Below are 16,281 nucleotides of genomic sequence, written 5' to 3' on the forward strand. Positions count from 1 at the left end.
ATCGACGTCCGCCCAACTAGATATTTCTTAATCCAACAAAGTGAATGTAATTTATAAGAAAAAGGCCATATGTAAGCCATTTCCTACATCCTTTGTAGGATCGTCTTATTACCGACACATCTAAAAAATGACAATATCTCTTCGTTCTGAAATGGCGGTGGGCGCATCGAATATCGCCTCCGTCATAACGTTAAGCACTTTTACAGTGGAAATAACACGAACCTGTTATCTGAAGTCTAATTATTAGGTGTAATTGCAGTATAAGGCCAATAATTTTTCTGATTTTATAAACGTTCTTTCGCAGCGTCTGGCTATGTATCAGCGAACTCGTTCTTATTTTTAATTCCACTTCGGTTGAAAGTGGTTACACCTGGAAAGTGGGCGAGAAAAACGATCACGAGAGCTACTACTTGCAGCCTAAAGCCCAGCTAACCTGGATGGGCGTCGAAGCGGACAGTATTCGCGAAGACAATGGCACTCGCGTAGAAGGTTTAGGTGACGGCAACCTTCAGGCTCGCCTTGGTGTTCGCGCCTTCATCAAAGGTCATAGCCAGATTGATGAAGGTAAAAACCGTTCGTTCGAACCCTTTGTTGAGGCAAACCTGATCAGCAATACCCATTCGTTTGGTAGCCAGCTCAACGGCGTTAACGTGACCCAAAAGGGCGCGCGCAACCTTGGCGAACTCAAAGTGGGGGTTGAAGGCCAGATTAAACCGGGCGTGAATCTGTGGGGCAACGTGGCTCAGCAGATGGGCGGCAGTGGTTATTCAGATACCAGCGCCTTGATGGGCATTAAAGTCAGCTTCTGATAGCCATGATTGCGTAAAACGGTGGTTGTTTCTCAAACCTAAAGTGAATCAAGCGCCCTTCGGGGCGCTTTAAATTTATCTCGAAACATGGGCTTACCAAAACATTGCCCTTATGCCCCCTTCGTTAAATCCCCTTGATCCCAGCTGTAATCCCTTAGTGGCAAAGGGTTTGAGATAGCGTTAAAGACGTCTATACGTCTGGACATGAAAATAGCTCATGTTCAATGAAATTAAATCACTTTTCCTCATCCAACGACTCAGGCATAAATTGTCTTCAGAGATTTGCTGTAGATCAGATAAGGGCGACTTAATGACAAAATTAGAACAGAAAATTAGGAAGTCCTGAGTAAAGAGCAATTAACCATATTTTATACCGGAAGTTAGGAACCAAATTACAATGAATAATAATTTCACATTTACGACGAAAAGTTTGCGCTTTGACGAGAATTACAATCCGTCTACTAGCACGCGCATTACAACTAACTTTGCTAATTTGGCTCGCGGTGAGAAACGCCAAGAGAACCTGCACAACGCCTTAGTGATGATCGATAATCGTTTTAACTCTCTGGCGAACTGGGATAACCCGAAGTCAGATCGCTATACCGTCGAACTGGACATCATTTCCGTTGAGTTGAAGATTGAAAGTGCAGGCACGTCCTTCCCGGTTATTGAAATTTTGAAAACCAATATCGTTGATAAAAAAACCAACGAGCGCATTGAAGGTATTGTCGGCAATAACTTCTCCTCTTATGTGCGTGATTACGACTTCAGCGTGTTGTTGTCCGAGCACAATAAGGGCAAGAACCAATTCACCATCCCAGAAAACTTTGGTGAATTGCATGGCAATATCTTCAAATGCTTCATTAATTCAGAAGCTTACAAACAGAATTTCAACAAAACGCCGGTTATCTGCCTGAGCGTCTCGAGCAAGAATGTCTATAACCGTACTGGTAATGTGCATCCGGTATTGGGCATTGAATATGAGCAAGATGATCAATCTTCTTTGACCGATCTCTATTTCGGCAGAATGGGTTTGCAGGCTCGTTACTTCATGCCTGCCGGTAGCGTCGCGCCTTTGGCCTTCTATTTCGCCGGTGATTTACTCAGCGATTACACCAATCTGGAACTGATTAGCACCATCAGCACCATGGAAACCTTCCAGAAGATTTATCGCCCAGAGATTTACAACGCGAACTCTCCGGCGGGTCGCTGCTATCAGCCAAGTTTGAACCAACAAGATTATTCATTAACTCGCATTGTTTATGATCGTGAAGAACGTAGCCAATTAGCCGTTGAGCAGGGGAAGTTTACTGAAGAAGAATTCATTAAGCCTCACCAAACTATTCTTGAGCAATGGTCTGCTAATTCCGTTCTTTGATTAACCAAAACACAGGGTCATCCATTATGAAAAAGTTATTACCGACTTCAACTGCTGGCAGCTTACCTAAACCTTCTTGGCTGGCACAGCCTGAGCAACTTTGGTCACCTTGGAAATTGCAAGATCAAGAACTCGTCGACGGCAAGCTAGATGCTTTGCGTCTGTGTCTGGAAGATCAACAGCAGGCCGGTATTGATATCGTCAGCGACGGCGAGCAAACGCGTCAGCACTTCGTCACCACCTTTATCGAGCACCTTAACGGCGTTGATTTTGAGAAACGCGAAATCGTCAAAATCCGTGACCGTTATGAAGCCAGCGTACCGACCGTGGTTGGTCCAGTGAGCCGTCAGAAGTCCGTATTTGTTGAAGACGCGAAGTTCTTGCGTAAGCAGACTGACCAGCCAATCAAGTGGGCGCTGCCAGGTCCTATGACCATGATCGACACCCTGTATGACAACCACTACAAAAGTCGCGAAAAACTGGCGTGGGAATTTGCAAAAATCCTCAATGAAGAAGCCAAAGAGTTGGAAGCCGCCGGTGTGGATATCATCCAGTTTGACGAGCCAGCCTTTAACGTGTTCTTCGATGAAGTAAATGATTGGGGTATTGCTACCCTAGAGCGCGCCATCGAAGGCCTGAAATGCGAAACCGCCGTGCACATCTGCTACGGTTACGGCATCAAAGCCAACACCGACTGGAAAAAGACGCTGGGCACCGAGTGGCGACAGTACGAAGAGATTTTCCCGAAACTGCAAAAATCGAATATCGACATCATCTCTCTGGAATGCCACAACTCCCACGTTCCAATGGAGCTGATGGAGCTGATTCGCGGTAAGAAGGTGATGGTGGGTGCCATTGACGTGGCGAGCAGTACCGTTGAGACACCAGAGGAAGTCGCCGCGACCCTGCGCAAAGCGCTGCAATTCGTTGACGCCGACAAACTCTATCCATGCACCAACTGCGGCATGATCCCACTTCCTCGCGGCATCGCGCGCGGCAAGTTGGATGCACTGAGTGCAGGTGCAGAAATCGTGCGTAAAGAGCTGCTGGCTAAATAACTCCGCCAAACACTCTTACATGATGAAAACTCAGCCCGGAATGTGCAATCGAATAGATTGCCTTCTGGGCTGAGTTGTTTTGGGTTCGTGCTATCTTTTCACTGCGTGGGACAATGCTGCTGTGCTAGCGACTCTAATAATTATTGAGTGATCAGATAGCGATATAAGGCTTTTTCAAGGTCCTGCTTCATGCTGACAAACAGTAAGATCTCAATCGTCTCACCATCGAAATCGTAGATTAGACGGTACTCACTCTCGATATCTAGCCTTTCCCGTAATAACAACCCTTTGTCTGCAAGAAGGCCGTTGTAGCGATATCGCACAGGATCCTCAGCTACTGCGGCAAGAGAGCTGTCAAACATTGCGTCTACATATTGCGCCGCATCCTTGGCACCCATCGTTAAACTTTTGAAAGATTCGATTTCAAGCAGACAGTTTAGGGCTGCCGGAGTAACAACGACGTTAAACATCCTTTTACCTTCTATTTACGCGCGTCACGCAGCTTCTGACGTGCTTCTTCAGCAGTCATAGCCCGGCCTTGGCGAACTTCTTGTTTTGCCAGCATAGAAAATTTAAGCAGTGCATTCGCCTGACGCTCAAGGGCTTGAGCTTGAATGTCTGCCTCGCGTTCAGCTGCTGTCTGAATGAACAATTCGGAGACGCCGTTTTTGGTGATGTATACCCCGCCAGTAAAGAGTTCTGGAGAACCCAGACCTTCTCGGGCGGCACGCTGTGACATGGTGTTAGACATAACTTCCTCACTTTTCAAAGAGTTTGGGAAACCCTTAGCTCAATGTCTATCAGTATAGCACTCGCTCCCGACTGCGGACAAATTGATGAGATATTTTACCCACTACTATTTTGATCAAACCCTTATATCCCAACTGAACAATACTCCCTTAAAAGTCGACCTAAAGAATCCCCATAAATTGCCGATAACATCTTCAGGCTTGGGTCCAAGCCGTGAGCAATTTTTGTTTTGAAAAGGAGAATAGAATGGATGTATCGCAGATTGCTTCAGTCGCGACCGGGCTGGATAACCTGGATCTCGACAGTAAGGTGAATACCCTGCTGCTGAAAAAAACGCTGGATAATCAAGCATCAACGGCTGCCAGCCTGCTCGACGCTATTCCACAACTGCCTGCAAATCCTGCCATCGGGCGCAACATTAATATCACTGTCTGAGTCGATCGTTTTTGAGGGTAGGGGAAGGGAAGTCACAAATCACCATTCCCCCGCCGCTTCTGCTCCAATAACCCGCCCATTCAATGCTCCCATACGCTGATAAACTACATCATTGAATTCAAAAGCAAGAAGCGGAGTGCTATTTTAATCGGCTAGAATATATTCTAGCTGGGCGTTAGGGGTTCATGACGCAGTGGTAATAATTAAATCTTATAAAAATATGCAAAGTACCTAAAGGGGCCTAAAACATGCGTGTTGCAGATTATCTACGATTACTCCTACTTGCCGCAATTTGGGGAGCCAGTTTTATTTTCATGAGAATTGCCGCACCACAGTTTGGCGCGATTAATACTGCATTTTTACGGGTGTTTTTCGGATTTGTTGGCCTTGGCGTGATTCTTTTAATGCTGAGGTCCTCATTCAATTTTGAGAATAAATTCAAATCATCATTATTTCTCGGGGTTATTAATTCAGGATTACCCTTCTTAATGTATTGTTTTGCCGCCCAGTGGTTGCCCGCCGGTTATTCGGCAATATTCAATGCCACGACGCCACTCATGGGAGCCATTATAGGCTTTGCTTTTTTCAGTGAGAAATTGAGTGCCAGAAAGTGGGGTGGGGTGATATTAGGATTGTTAGGAATAATCGTCATCACCACTATTGGAGATATAAATTCAGCCAGCGGTATGTTGTACGGCATTCTGGCCTGCTTAGTGGCAACCAGCTGTTATGGCGTGGCGGGCTTCCTGACCCGTCGGTGGATATCCAACCGCGGCGGGCTTGATCCTAAAACGGTCGCCTTTGGTAGCCAAATGGGCGCGACACTGTTTCTTCTGCCTTTCTTTGCCTGGTCGATGGGCACTGGCCCGGCAGTCAACTGGGGGCAAATTGACGTGTGGGCCAGCGTTCTTGCCGTCGGCCTTGTCTGCACTGCCTTGGCCTATATTCTCTATTTCCGGCTAATTGCCGACATCGGCCCATTACGCTCACTGACAGTAACCTTCCTGATCCCACCCTTTGGCGTGCTCTGGGGATACCTCGCGCTGGGTGAGACCATCACTAAAGGTTTCATCATCGGCGCCATCATTGTCGGCATCGCCGTGTGGATGATAGTCAGCCCGGGGAAACAAGCAGTTTCAATAAAAAACGCGGCGGTGAAGTAACCAGGCCAGCCATCTTAGGTGGCTGCACAATTGAAACACCTTTTAATGAATAAGGTTTAGAAGGTGTTCAATATCCCTCTTTTATTACTAGTGTAATCCGTTATTTTTATAGTTATATATTCCATGTGGAGTTAAAGCCTTTTTGGGAAAATATCGTCAAGGAAGCGACTTTTATTTGTTATTTTTTCGATAATGATTATTATCGGCAGCAAGCCAAAATGAAACGCCGTAATAATATCATAAATTATAAGGATAAATGGCTAACTCAGGATTGAGAATACTTATAGAAGCCACTATTTTACATCATTTTTACCCAGTCTCATTGATTCTTCGGTGATGGGTAAGGAAGCAATTGATGAGCATATTTTAATAATCAGTACGGAATAAAATTAAAATGCTCAAACCTTTTAAAGTGCAGGGAATTATTAGGAACGCCATTTTACCGGGGATTGTCCTCAGTGCCACTTTGCAGGCTAACGCTGCGGAAACTGTTAAAGGCAATAATCAATCAAACATCGGGGAAACCCAGACGGCCCCTCGTGTCAAAAAGAAACCGGTAACGCGCAAAGCGCAGGCTCCGTTGCAGAACAATGAAGACGTGATGACCATCACCGAGACGCTGCCTGATAAGAAACCGGGCTCGAAAACCTCGATTTCTGCGGCAGATATGCAGAAAAACGGCGGAAACGATTTCGGTACGATTATGCGCTATCAGCCGTTAATTTCTGCCACCGGCTCCAGTGGCGGTTCTGGAAATGGCAAAAGCGGCTTCGACCGCAGCGGCTATACCGGCTACAACATTCGCGGGCTGGAAAGCAACCGCGTCGGCATTGACGTCGATGGCATTCCGCAACCCAACGCCACCGGGCGCAGCTATGTCAGCCGCGCCGGACTAGGCACCTTCGGCATCGGCCGTGACTATATTGACCCTTACATGTACGGCCAGGTGGATATTCAATCCGGTGCGACCTCGGCCGAGCGCGCCAACACCTCTATCGGCGGCGAGGTTTCCTTCTTGCCGAAATCTGCCGATGATTACCTGCATCCCGGCAAAGAGACCTACTTTGGCTATCAGTCAGATTATGATTCTGCCGATCGCTCATGGCACAACGGTATCACCGCCGCCGCCGGAGACGACACCTTACGCGGCCTGATAGCTATCAGCCGTCGCGACGGTCAGGAAACCAGCAATAACAGCGGCACTCGTGACGCCTATCCTGAGAACTGGCACTCTGACGCGGTCATGTCATCCGTCATCTGGCAGCCCACCGATGCGCACAAGTTCACCGGCACGCTCGATTACTACGAGAAGGTGAACCACACCCATTACGACGCGTGGGACGGTTCTGGTGACACCATTTTGGGCACCGCCCATCAGCAAAGTAATACCCGCCGCTGGGGGATAAGCCTGAAGGATGAGTGGACGCCGTTCAACGATTACGTGGACGCCGTGGTGTCGAAAGTCTATTACCAGTACACCCAGGCGCACGATAATACCTACCTGCCTAACTCCAGCGATCAGATGATCAACGTCTATTCCAACTATGACGTTGACACCTACGGCGCTGAAACCAGCTGGCTGAAAACGGTAGGGCGCCACGAGCTGAGCGCCGGGCTGAATGGCCGGGTGTCCAATACCAAGCGCCCGTTCCGCCAAAGTCCGACGCAGGACATTTTCAACACCCTGATGCAGCCCGAGGCTGACAGCCGGGCCTATATTCTGGGCGGCTTCGTGCAGGACACTATGAAGTTTGACCTCGACGGTCATAACTTTGGCATTGTCCCCGCAGTGCGCATTGCTCATCAGAACACCGAAGCGCGAGACTTGTCGGACTTGGCCAACGGCGTGGTGTCAACCGGGCAGGTTTCCACTTTATACAGTAAGGCGAACTCGGACACTCAGGCTCTGCCCTCACTGGCCTTTACCTACGACATCACGCCTAAGCTGATGACTTACCTGCAATATCAGCGTGGAGCACAGTTCCCCGACGCCAGCCAATTGTACGGCTCCTGGAATCTTGGCTCTTCCTACGCCGGATCTGCCCAATATGCCTTGATTGGGAATACCAACCTAAAAACCGAGACCAGCAATAACTTTGAGTGGGGAATGAAGGGCGAGCTGAGTGAAGGGGTGACCTTTAAAACCTCGGCGTTCTACAACACTTACAAGAACTTCATCGCCAATACGCGCTACACCCGCAAGGCAAATCCGGAGCTTTTTGGCAACGTACCATCCAATATTTACACCATTTATCAGGCCGAAAACCGCGATAACGCTTTCATCTATGGCGCTGACCTAACCACGAAAATCAGCTACGGCTCGTGGTTCAGCGCGGTAAATGGCCTGAGCACCAGCTTTGCGCTGGGTTACGCGCAGGGCGAATCCAAGTCCAGCTATGCCGGGGATAAATACGTCGATCTCGATAGCGTCCCACCAATGAAACTGGTAGCGGGCGTGGCGTGGGATGATCCATCAGGCATTTACGGTACCGCGCTGATCGCGACGTTCGTCAAAGGTAAGAAAGCCGAGGCCACTAATCGCCAAAGTTATAGCAATAGCGGGGCACCAATCACTGACTCCACCACGGATTACATGAACGTGCCGGGCTTCGGCATGCTTGATGCCACGGCCTACTGGCAGGTCGCCAAAAACGTCAAACTCAGCGGCGGCGTGTATAACATCACCGACCGTAAATACTGGGATTATCTCAGCAGCCGCACCCTGACCGACACCAGCAATCAGGATACTTACAACAAGGCACTGGCCGTCATGCCGGGCCGCAATTTCCAGTTGGGCGTGAATGTTGATTTCTAACGGTTGATGAGTCGCTAAAGGAGAAGTCATGGTGTTACTCGACTTGTTTGGGTAACACCTTTTATAAATCTTAGCCTCTAAGCACAATGTAAAATTAAAAAATCGGGCTGTTTAAAAAAGCCAAATGCTATTTTTAATTACTAAAGTCAGTGAGGTTAAAAAATAGCTTATCGCGGAAATAAATTGTAGGAAATTTAAAAATGCTGGCGTGATCGGCTTCGGATATTATGCGCGGATAACGATAAAATGCAGTTCTTGTGAGTTAGTCTCCACCTATGAAATGGTTCTCAAAAAGCGCAGTATTGTTCTCGCTTAAAACCTGTTTTGCCGCGTTTCTTGCTCTATACATCGCACTGGCTCTTAATTTAGATAAGCCCGCCTGGTCAGTTGCCTCGGTTTTTATTGCTTCTCAATTATATTCTGCTTCTACGCTCTCAAAATCCGTGTTCCGCATGCTCGGAACCCTGCTGGGAGGGCTGTTTATTCTGCTGATTTACCCCATCACGGTCCAGAACCCGCTGCTGTTCAGCCTGTGTGTTTCTGCCTGGGTCGCCCTCTGTTTGTATCTCTCGCTGCACGACCGTACCCCGAAAAGCTATGTCTTTATGCTGGCCGGTTATAGTGCCGCGATTATGGGATTCCCTGACGTGACTTCCCCTCTGGCCATCACCTATACGGTGTTATCACGCATTGAGGAAATTGGTGTTGCGATTGTCTGTAGCAGCCTGATTCACAGCCTGATTTTGCCGGTTTCGATGAGCAATATTCTGGAAAAAAGCATCACCAATTGGTACGACAGTGCCAAGAAGCTGTGTAACGCGCTGCTCACCGCGCCGACGCCGGAGAAGTCGCCGGATCACGAAAATATTCTGATCCAGATGGCCGGTTATCCCGCCAATGTCGAAGTTCTGATCACCCACTGCATCTTTGAAGGTAATGCGGCGAGAAAGCTAATTCGCCTGGTGACGGTGCAATATCAGCATCTGTCTTATCTGGTGCCCACGCTGACATCCATTGAGCTGCGCCTGACTATGTTGGCGAAGCGTCAGATTGCTTTCCCGGAAAACGTGCAAAACACTTTTCGTCACTTTTTACTCTGGCTGAATAACAGCGACGCCGTCGAAAACACCCATACCATTCAACAAAATATCGCCCAGACACAGGCTGAGTTGCAGCAGGCTCACCAAGCTAAGGCGATGAACGTGGAAGAGAGTTTGCTGCTGAACGGCTTACTCGACAGGCTAGGGGATTTTGTCAGAGTGGCCGATGCGCACTTTAGCGTGGGTAAGCGCGTCGATAACTTTGATGAAAGCAAGGCCAGACGCTCCACGGCCCACTGGCATATCGATAAAGGGATGCTGCTGCTCTCGTCATTTACCGCGTTTTTGGTGACTTTCCTCTGCTGCTTGTTCTGGATTGGCTCTGGCTGGAAGGACGGGGCAACCGCGCCGATGATGGCGGCAATACTCTGCTCTTTCTTCGCGGCGATGGACAACCCGGTAGCCCCGATGAAGGTATTTTTGACCGGCGTGGTGGTCGCTACGGCGATCAGCATCTTTTATGTCTCAACGCTCATCCCGCTCACCACCACCTTTGAAGCTCTGCTGATTTGCCTATTCCCCGGCCTATTTGCGCTCGGCGTGCTCATCGCCAATCCTGTCACCAACTTACTCGGCTTAATTATTGCCACCCAAATTCCGGGCTTAATCAGCCTGAGCCATTACTATAAACCCGATCTGCTGGCGACGTTAAACGGCGCAGTTTCAAGTCTGGTCGGCGTGGTTATTGGCGTGGTGGTGACGGCAATTATTCGCAGTAAACGGCCCTCATGGACGGCGAAACGTGCATTGCTCAAGGGGATAAAAGAGCTGATCCACTTTCTGGCGGAGATCAAACTGCAACGCGCCTCTCCTCACTCACGCCAACAGTTTGTGGCGAGAATGCTCGATAAAGTGAATGTGATTTTGCCGAGAAAAAAGAGTGACGTAACGGATGAATTAGCCGCAGGCGGGGACTTGATCACCGAAGTGTGGCTTGGCGCGAACTATTACGATTTCCATATGAAGAATCAGGAATTATTGGCCGATCACATCAACGCCACTGACCGCATATTCTATGAATTAAAACATTACCTGAAAGCACGCCTAAAATCGTTTCAGGCTTCGCCGCACCCGAAATTGCTCCGCGAAATAGACCTCTTGCTGATAAAGCTTGAGACGCTCTCCAGCAAAGACGCCCGCTACTACGCCCCCATGCTGTCACTGTTTAACATCCGGCTGGTACTGTTCTCGCGCTCGCACTGGCCGAGCTTGAATCGGGTTGAAACAGATATGTAGTGGGGCGGCGATCATGACTTGGTTGTCAGAGCGACATCACCTGTTTTGTTAGATAAATAGAGCCCCAGCTATCACAAGACAGCAGTTTTTCTCGCCACCACAGGGCGGCGAGACCATTCGCACTATCATTCCACCCCAAATACGCCGTATCAAAGTTTGATTTGTTCTCGACTTTCTTCGTCACAAGTTTGCCGGAGGCAAGATAAGGCGCAGCCAGATAATCTGGCAAATATCCACAGGCCAGCCCGGCAAGCTGAATCTGTAATTTACTACGAAAATCAAACACCGTTAGCGTGTCCTGATCTTCCAAAACGTGCAAGTTCTGCGGCAGATTGATTCTCGACGTATCACGCACGACGACGGCACGGTGTGGCCGAATAACATCGGCTGAAAGGGGTTCTTCCGCCTGCGCTAACGGATGGTGTGGCGCGATGCAGAAGCGATAATGCAGGGACCCCATTGGGCTAAAGGAGAAACCCGAGTGGGTTAATGGCAGCGCGACGGCACCAATCACGATATCCGCGCAGCCCTGAACCAGTGACTCCCAGCTTCCGGCCAACACCTCATGGCTGAACCGTAGGCGGGTAAGATGATGGTCTTGGTAAAACTCTTCGATAAGCGGCAGGAGAAGCTCGAAGGGAAATAACGCATCCAAACCTAACGTCAGCTCACTTTCCCAGCCTTTTTCCACATAGTGAGCCTGCTGCTCAAGGGATTGCGCTGCTCGTAACAGCTTGCGACCTTTCTCCAGCATCAGTCGGCCCGTGGCGGTAAATTTTGCCCGGTGCCCGCTGCGGTCGAGCAGGACCACATTCAAATCATTTTCCAGTTTTTGCACCATGTAACTGAGTGCGGGCGGCGTTTTATAAAGCTCTGCGGCCGCCGCTGCAAACGAGCCCTGGCGGTCTAATGCATCAAGAATAATCAGCACTTCAAGGTTAATTTTCATTTAGATTCTCGATGCAAAGAAAATATTTAACAACTACCCAAAAAAACCATTCTATCTTTGAAAATAATCACTCGCTATTATTCATGCAAATAATTTCATTATGAAACTGTATGGTATAGCAACTAAATTATTTCTGTCATATACCTGATTATTAAATATTTTTTACAAGAGTGATTTTCAACTCAGGATCCCCGCTGGGTAAAAATTACGGGCTATTCGACGTTTCGATGCTACTACTCTTCGAGGAAAATCATGCCCCATCATCAGCGTGCCACACTCGCGATAACGCATTCTATCAACGAGAAAGATCGGGTCGAATATGAGAAGTGGTTAAAAACCATCATACCGCTGGCTGCGAGTTTCCCCGGGCATCTAGGGGTCAATGTTATTCGACCAACGCACAACGATGAGCCATACACCATACTGGTTAGGTTCGAAACGGTGAAAGATCTTCTTTACTGGTGCAGTTCAGCGGAGCGTAAAAGCTTGATCGCCGAAGTCGCTCCGCTTCTACTAAAAAGCGACCTGACCGAGATTTATCCCGGCGCTGAGTTTTGGTTTACCCCCGTAAACGACACCCGGCGTTCTCCGCCACGCTGGAAACAGTATCTAATGACTCTGCTGGTTATTTATCCGTCAACAAATCTGGTGCCTTGGTTCTGGGGGATATTCCTCCCGCAGCTGAAAGGCTCCAACATCGGGCATCTGCTCAATGATGCCACCGTGGTCGCTTTGGTGGTGTTCCTGTGGATGCCACTCATTACTCGTTTATTTCACCGTTGGCTTGCTCGCTAGTCCTCTCATCCTCAGGAGTCCATCCTATGTCTAATACTCATACCGCTTCTCTGATTTTTATTAATGGTCAATTTCATACGGTAGACAGTGATAAGCCCTTAGCACAGGCAGTTGCTATTAAGGACGGTAAGTTTCTGGCAGTGGGTAGCGAAAGTGAAGTCATGACCTTTGCCGACCCGCAAACGACAGTCATTGATTTACAAGGTCATAGCGCCATTCCGGGCCTGAATGACTCGCATCTGCACCTCATCCGTGGCGGACTTAACTATAATCTTGAGCTACGCTGGGAAGGCGTCCCCTCACTGGCCGACGCACTGCATATGCTGAAGGAGCAGGCCCAGCGTACGCCGAACCCGCAGTGGGTTCGGGTGGTGGGCGGCTGGACTGAATTTCAATTTGCCGAACGCCGTATGCCGACGCTGGAAGAGATTAATCAGGCGGCGCCTGACACGCCGGTATTTATCCTTCATCTCTACGATCGCGCGCTGCTCAACCGCGCGGCGCTAAAAGTTGTCGGTTACACCAAGGACACCCCAAATCCGCCGGGAGGGGAGATCCAGCGTGACAGCAAAGGTAATCCGACCGGCATGCTGATAGCCAAGCCTAATGCCATGATCCTCTACGCGACGCTCGCAAAAGGCCCTAAGCTGCCCCTTGAATTGCAGGTGAATTCAACGCGCCAGTTTATGCGGGAGCTAAACCGTCTTGGCGTCACCAGCGCGATTGATGCTGGGGGTGGTTTCCAGAATTACCCCGAGGATTATCAAATTATTGACCAACTGCATCAGACAAAACAGCTCACTGTGCGCATCGCCTACAACCTGTTTACTCAGCGTCCAAAGCAGGAAATTGATGATTTCACACTGTGGACTGACATGCTCAAACCGGGGCAGGGCACGGATTTCTATCGCCATAACGGCGCCGGTGAAATGTTGGTATTTTCTGCTGCGGACTTCGAAGATTTCCTGCAACCGCGCCCGGACCTGCCGCTGGGCACCGAAGCCGAGCTTGAGCGCGTGGTGCGCCACCTTGTAGAGCACCGCTGGCCGTTCCGCCTGCATGCCACCTATGATGAGTCTATTAGCAGGATGCTCGACGTCTTTGAGAAGGTGAATCAGGATATTCCCTTCAACGGGCTACACTGGTTCTTCGACCATGCAGAAACTATTACCGAGAAAAACATTGAGCGCGTTAAAGCCTTGGGGGGCGGCATTGCAGTCCAACACCGCATGGCGTTTCAGGGAGAGTATTTCGTCGAGCGCTATGGCCTTGAAGCCACCAAGCATACCCCACCAGTCAGTAAAATGCTGGCGGCTGAACTCCCCGTTGGCCTTGGCACCGACGCGACGCGCGTGGCCAGTTACAACCCATGGACCGCGCTCTACTGGCTGGTTTCCGGCCGCACCGTCGGCGGCATGAAAATGTATGACGACAGCAGCCGTCTCGATCGTGAAACCGCGCTGATGCTGTGGACCAAGGGCAGCTCATGGTTCTCCAGCGAACAGGGGAAAAAAGGGCAAATCAAGGTAGGTCAGCTGGCCGACATGGCGGTGCTTTCCGAAGATTTCTTCAGCGTCGCCGAAGAGCGTATCAAGGGGATCGAATCAGTGATGACGGTCGTGGATGGCAAAGTGGTTTACGCCGCAGGCAGCTTCTCGCAGATATCTCCACCCGCGCTACCGGTTTTACCTGACTGGTCACCGGTAACTCGGGTACCCGGCCATTATCGTTCAGCACCGCCGGAGTCCATCAGAGTGGGCATGAGCCAACAAGTGCACCAGTGCAGCGGTCCCTGTGGTATTCACCTGCACTCACACGACACGGCGCGGCGTTCTGATGTCCCGGTCTCAGACGACCATGCCTTCTGGGGCGCGCTCGGCTGTTCATGCTTCTCTTTCTAAACTGTTATTCAGACACGGGAGGCATAGGCTTATGCCGTTATTAAAATTTGATCTGATCAAAGGCCGCGATGAGCTGGCAGTGAAAAAACTGCTGGATGTCACCCATCGGGTGCTGGTAGCCGCATTGGATATTCCGCTACGGGACCGCTATCAGTGTGTGACTCAGCACAGTCCAGGAGAGCTTATTGTGCAGGATACCGGTCTCGGCTACGCGCGTAGCCACCAGGTTGTCTTGCTGACCGTTATTTCCAGGCCACGGGATAGCCAAAAAAAGCAGAAGTTCTATCGCCAACTCGCGCGAAGCCTTCACGAAGAGTGCGGGTTATCGGAAGATGATCTAATGGTATCTTTTATCGAAAACAGCGATGCAGACTGGTCATTTGGCAGAGGCAATGCTGAATTTCTTAGCGGCGCGCTAGGCTGATGAGCATGACGCGCTTCAGGTTGACTTAAGGCACTGCCTCAGCAGATGAGGGATCTGCTTAATGAAGATCCCTCATGAATTATCTGTTATTCACAGATAGCCTTACACCGCCTTTTCACGCGGACCAAACTCGTCCCCGATTTCAGGCCAGGCAATAAGGGGCAGGCGATTCACCCCCGGCTTGGCAAACAGGCTGCCCTGAAAATGGCAAATCCCCGCCGCTTCGAGCCACATCCACTCCTCGACTTTCTCCACGCCGGTGGCGGTCAGCGAGATCTCAAGCGACGAGCAGAACTTAATGATGGAAAGCACAATCGCCTGTTTCGGCCCGCTTTTATGCACGTCTTGAATCAGGCTCGGTTCAATCATTAGCTTGTCGGGCTGCATCTGAGTCAGCTGTAGCAAGCCCGCCGAGCCTGCGCCGAAGTTCTCCACCGCCAGTCGCATGCCGGAAGCCTTGAGCTTTTTCATTGCCAAGTAGAACGGCTCTTCCGCCGTGATTGAGCCGTTTTCACTTAACGCGATAACCACCTGTTCCGGCACCAGCCCGCTGGCGGCTATCTCCTGAAGGAGAAACTCCACCGCGTTCGGCGCGTTGGACAGGGTCATAGGCAGCAGTGAGATAGTCAGGCTTTTGTCACCAATGCCGAATTCACTCGCCATCGCAAAAGCGTGCCGCTTGGACTCGAGATCGGCGCTGTAGATATTCTTATGTTCAGACCGCGCGTAATACCCCAGCGGCGAGCCGCCTTCCGGGTCGCAGAGTGTGGAGACAAACGAAACAATCTGTTTTTTGAGTGGATCGACAACGGGCTGGAAGGCGTAACTGCACTCCGCAGAGGGGGATGCCTGAACCGGGTAGGACTGAGAGTGATCGACCACAAAGGACCAGGTGTCCGGCGAGGGAATATCAAGATAGTTTTCTTTCTCGCGCGCCTGCACAAAGGTGGAAAGAAACTGCAATGCGCGGTCATCGTAGGTTAAGCGATACTTCGACGTCCCTTTATCCAACACGGCCTGAAATACCACGTCCTCGCTATAGGTTCTGAGGTCGAAAAGCTCCATTCCCACCTTGCCGAACCGGCGCGAAGGCGCGTGGTCGCGCATCAGTTCCACCACGTTGTTATGGCGTTTATCCATGGCAATTTTAGCAAAGATACTGTCAACGGCGTCCTCTGGACCTTCCAGCAGTTGGAAAAAGTGGGTGTCATCGTGCAACAGGATGCCGGTGACCGAGGATTGGCTGTTGGTCATGCTGGCTTTAGCGACCATATTGTCCAAATCATCAAGCTGGGTGTTGCTGCTGATTTGGCTGCGGTAGACGAGGGTCAGGAGCATGTAGGGGACCTTGGATTAGTAATTCAGGGTAAGACCCTATCAGAGAATGCAGGGTGAGAGCCAAGGATTAAGTAAAATTCTCTCGTACAAAAAATGGAATACAGCTTTGCGAGCGGGGGAGTGAAACTCG

At 50.0% G+C, this 16,281-nt stretch carries 14 protein-coding genes; 10 read left to right on the forward strand and 4 right to left on the reverse strand.

Annotated elements, in window-relative coordinates; genetic code table 11:
- Window positions 1–335 precede the first annotated feature (335 nt).
- The 3 genes from ACT3RR_RS16255 (at window position 336) to ACT3RR_RS16265 (ending at window position 3,245) form a co-directional block, all read left to right on the forward strand.
- Window positions 336–809: an autotransporter outer membrane beta-barrel domain-containing protein gene (locus ACT3RR_RS16255; RefSeq protein WP_441655937.1), complete on the forward strand. Its 474-nt coding sequence runs from the start codon at window positions 336–338 to the stop codon at window positions 807–809.
- Window positions 810–1,206: 397 nt separating this feature from the next.
- Window positions 1,207–2,187: a DUF1852 domain-containing protein gene (locus tag ACT3RR_RS16260; RefSeq protein ID WP_353504143.1), complete on the forward strand. Its 981-nt coding sequence runs from the start codon at window positions 1,207–1,209 to the stop codon at window positions 2,185–2,187.
- Window positions 2,188–2,213: 26 nt separating this feature from the next.
- The gene (locus tag ACT3RR_RS16265; protein WP_353504142.1) at window positions 2,214–3,245 is read left to right on the forward strand and encodes a methionine synthase; all 1,032 of its coding nucleotides are present in this window, start codon (window positions 2,214–2,216) and stop codon (window positions 3,243–3,245) included.
- A gap of 140 nt (window positions 3,246–3,385) precedes the next feature.
- On the opposite strand, the gene ACT3RR_RS16270 is transcribed toward ACT3RR_RS16265, so the two are convergent.
- Together ACT3RR_RS16270 and ACT3RR_RS16275 are read right to left on the reverse strand one after the other, a co-directional pair.
- On the reverse strand, window positions 3,386–3,715 hold the full coding sequence (locus ACT3RR_RS16270) for a type II toxin-antitoxin system RelE/ParE family toxin (protein WP_441655930.1): 330 nt from the start codon (window positions 3,713–3,715) through the stop codon (window positions 3,386–3,388).
- A gap of 11 nt (window positions 3,716–3,726) precedes the next feature.
- Window positions 3,727–3,996, reverse strand: coding sequence for a hypothetical protein (locus ACT3RR_RS16275; protein ID WP_353504140.1), 270 nt, complete (start codon window positions 3,994–3,996; stop codon window positions 3,727–3,729).
- Between the two features lie 245 nt (window positions 3,997–4,241).
- On the opposite strand from ACT3RR_RS16275, the gene ACT3RR_RS16280 reads away from it, so the two are divergent.
- The 4 genes from ACT3RR_RS16280 (at window position 4,242) to ACT3RR_RS16295 (ending at window position 10,744) form a co-directional block, all read left to right on the forward strand.
- Window positions 4,242–4,430, forward strand: coding sequence for a YjfB family protein (locus ACT3RR_RS16280; protein WP_353504139.1), 189 nt, complete (start codon window positions 4,242–4,244; stop codon window positions 4,428–4,430).
- Window positions 4,431–4,678: 248 nt separating this feature from the next.
- Complete coding sequence (locus ACT3RR_RS16285) at window positions 4,679–5,593, forward strand: DMT family transporter (protein WP_353504138.1); 915 nt, start codon at window positions 4,679–4,681, stop codon at window positions 5,591–5,593.
- A 394-nt stretch (window positions 5,594–5,987) separates the two neighbouring features.
- Window positions 5,988–8,408, forward strand: a complete 2,421-nt coding sequence (locus ACT3RR_RS16290; protein WP_496200712.1) for a TonB-dependent receptor domain-containing protein — start codon at window positions 5,988–5,990, stop codon at window positions 8,406–8,408.
- Window positions 8,409–8,683: 275 nt separating this feature from the next.
- Window positions 8,684–10,744: an FUSC family protein gene (locus ACT3RR_RS16295; protein WP_496200713.1), complete on the forward strand. Its 2,061-nt coding sequence runs from the start codon at window positions 8,684–8,686 to the stop codon at window positions 10,742–10,744.
- 25 nt (window positions 10,745–10,769) lie between these two features.
- On the opposite strand, the gene ACT3RR_RS16300 is transcribed toward ACT3RR_RS16295, so the two are convergent.
- On the reverse strand, window positions 10,770–11,693 hold the full coding sequence (locus ACT3RR_RS16300) for a LysR substrate-binding domain-containing protein (RefSeq protein ID WP_496200714.1): 924 nt from the start codon (window positions 11,691–11,693) through the stop codon (window positions 10,770–10,772).
- 252 nt (window positions 11,694–11,945) lie between these two features.
- On the opposite strand from ACT3RR_RS16300, the gene ACT3RR_RS16305 reads away from it, so the two are divergent.
- From ACT3RR_RS16305 to ACT3RR_RS16315, 3 genes are read left to right on the forward strand one after another with little or no spacing between them, the layout of a single operon-like run.
- Window positions 11,946–12,488, forward strand: coding sequence for an antibiotic biosynthesis monooxygenase (locus tag ACT3RR_RS16305; protein ID WP_496200715.1), 543 nt, complete (start codon window positions 11,946–11,948; stop codon window positions 12,486–12,488).
- Between the two features lie 26 nt (window positions 12,489–12,514).
- Entirely contained in the window at window positions 12,515–14,389 is a 1,875-nt protein-coding gene (locus tag ACT3RR_RS16310) for an amidohydrolase (RefSeq protein ID WP_496200716.1), read from the forward strand.
- A gap of 31 nt (window positions 14,390–14,420) precedes the next feature.
- Entirely contained in the window at window positions 14,421–14,813 is a 393-nt protein-coding gene (locus ACT3RR_RS16315) for a tautomerase family protein (protein ID WP_496200717.1), read from the forward strand.
- Window positions 14,814–14,915: 102 nt separating this feature from the next.
- On the opposite strand, the gene ACT3RR_RS16320 is transcribed toward ACT3RR_RS16315, so the two are convergent.
- Window positions 14,916–16,151 carry a diguanylate phosphodiesterase gene (locus ACT3RR_RS16320; RefSeq protein WP_441655931.1) on the reverse strand — a complete coding sequence of 412 codons (1,236 nt, stop codon included), beginning with the start codon at window positions 16,149–16,151 and terminating at the stop codon, window positions 14,916–14,918.
- Window positions 16,152–16,281: the final 130 nt, after the last annotated feature.

Origin of the sequence: Ewingella sp. AOP8-B2-18, assembly GCF_052376015.1 — a bacterium.
Lineage (GTDB): Bacteria > Pseudomonadota > Gammaproteobacteria > Enterobacterales > Enterobacteriaceae > Ewingella > Ewingella allii.

Coding starts and splice junctions, on each gene's coding strand:
- ACT3RR_RS16300 (WP_496200714.1), bottom strand. CDS start 11,693: ATGAAAATTAACCTTGAAGTGCTGATTATTCTTGATGCATTAGACCGC.
- ACT3RR_RS16305 (WP_496200715.1), top strand. CDS start 11,946: ATGCCCCATCATCAGCGTGCCACACTCGCGATAACGCATTCTATCAAC.
- ACT3RR_RS16295 (WP_496200713.1), top strand. CDS start 8,684: ATGAAATGGTTCTCAAAAAGCGCAGTATTGTTCTCGCTTAAAACCTGT.
- ACT3RR_RS16315 (WP_496200717.1), top strand. CDS start 14,421: ATGCCGTTATTAAAATTTGATCTGATCAAAGGCCGCGATGAGCTGGCA.
- ACT3RR_RS16310 (WP_496200716.1), top strand. CDS start 12,515: ATGTCTAATACTCATACCGCTTCTCTGATTTTTATTAATGGTCAATTT.
- ACT3RR_RS16280 (WP_353504139.1), top strand. CDS start 4,242: ATGGATGTATCGCAGATTGCTTCAGTCGCGACCGGGCTGGATAACCTG.
- ACT3RR_RS16265 (WP_353504142.1), top strand. CDS start 2,214: ATGAAAAAGTTATTACCGACTTCAACTGCTGGCAGCTTACCTAAACCT.
- ACT3RR_RS16285 (WP_353504138.1), top strand. CDS start 4,679: ATGCGTGTTGCAGATTATCTACGATTACTCCTACTTGCCGCAATTTGG.
- ACT3RR_RS16320 (WP_441655931.1), bottom strand. CDS start 16,151: ATGCTCCTGACCCTCGTCTACCGCAGCCAAATCAGCAGCAACACCCAG.
- ACT3RR_RS16275 (WP_353504140.1), bottom strand. CDS start 3,996: ATGTCTAACACCATGTCACAGCGTGCCGCCCGAGAAGGTCTGGGTTCT.
- ACT3RR_RS16260 (WP_353504143.1), top strand. CDS start 1,207: ATGAATAATAATTTCACATTTACGACGAAAAGTTTGCGCTTTGACGAG.
- ACT3RR_RS16290 (WP_496200712.1), top strand. CDS start 5,988: ATGCTCAAACCTTTTAAAGTGCAGGGAATTATTAGGAACGCCATTTTA.
- ACT3RR_RS16270 (WP_441655930.1), bottom strand. CDS start 3,715: ATGTTTAACGTCGTTGTTACTCCGGCAGCCCTAAACTGTCTGCTTGAA.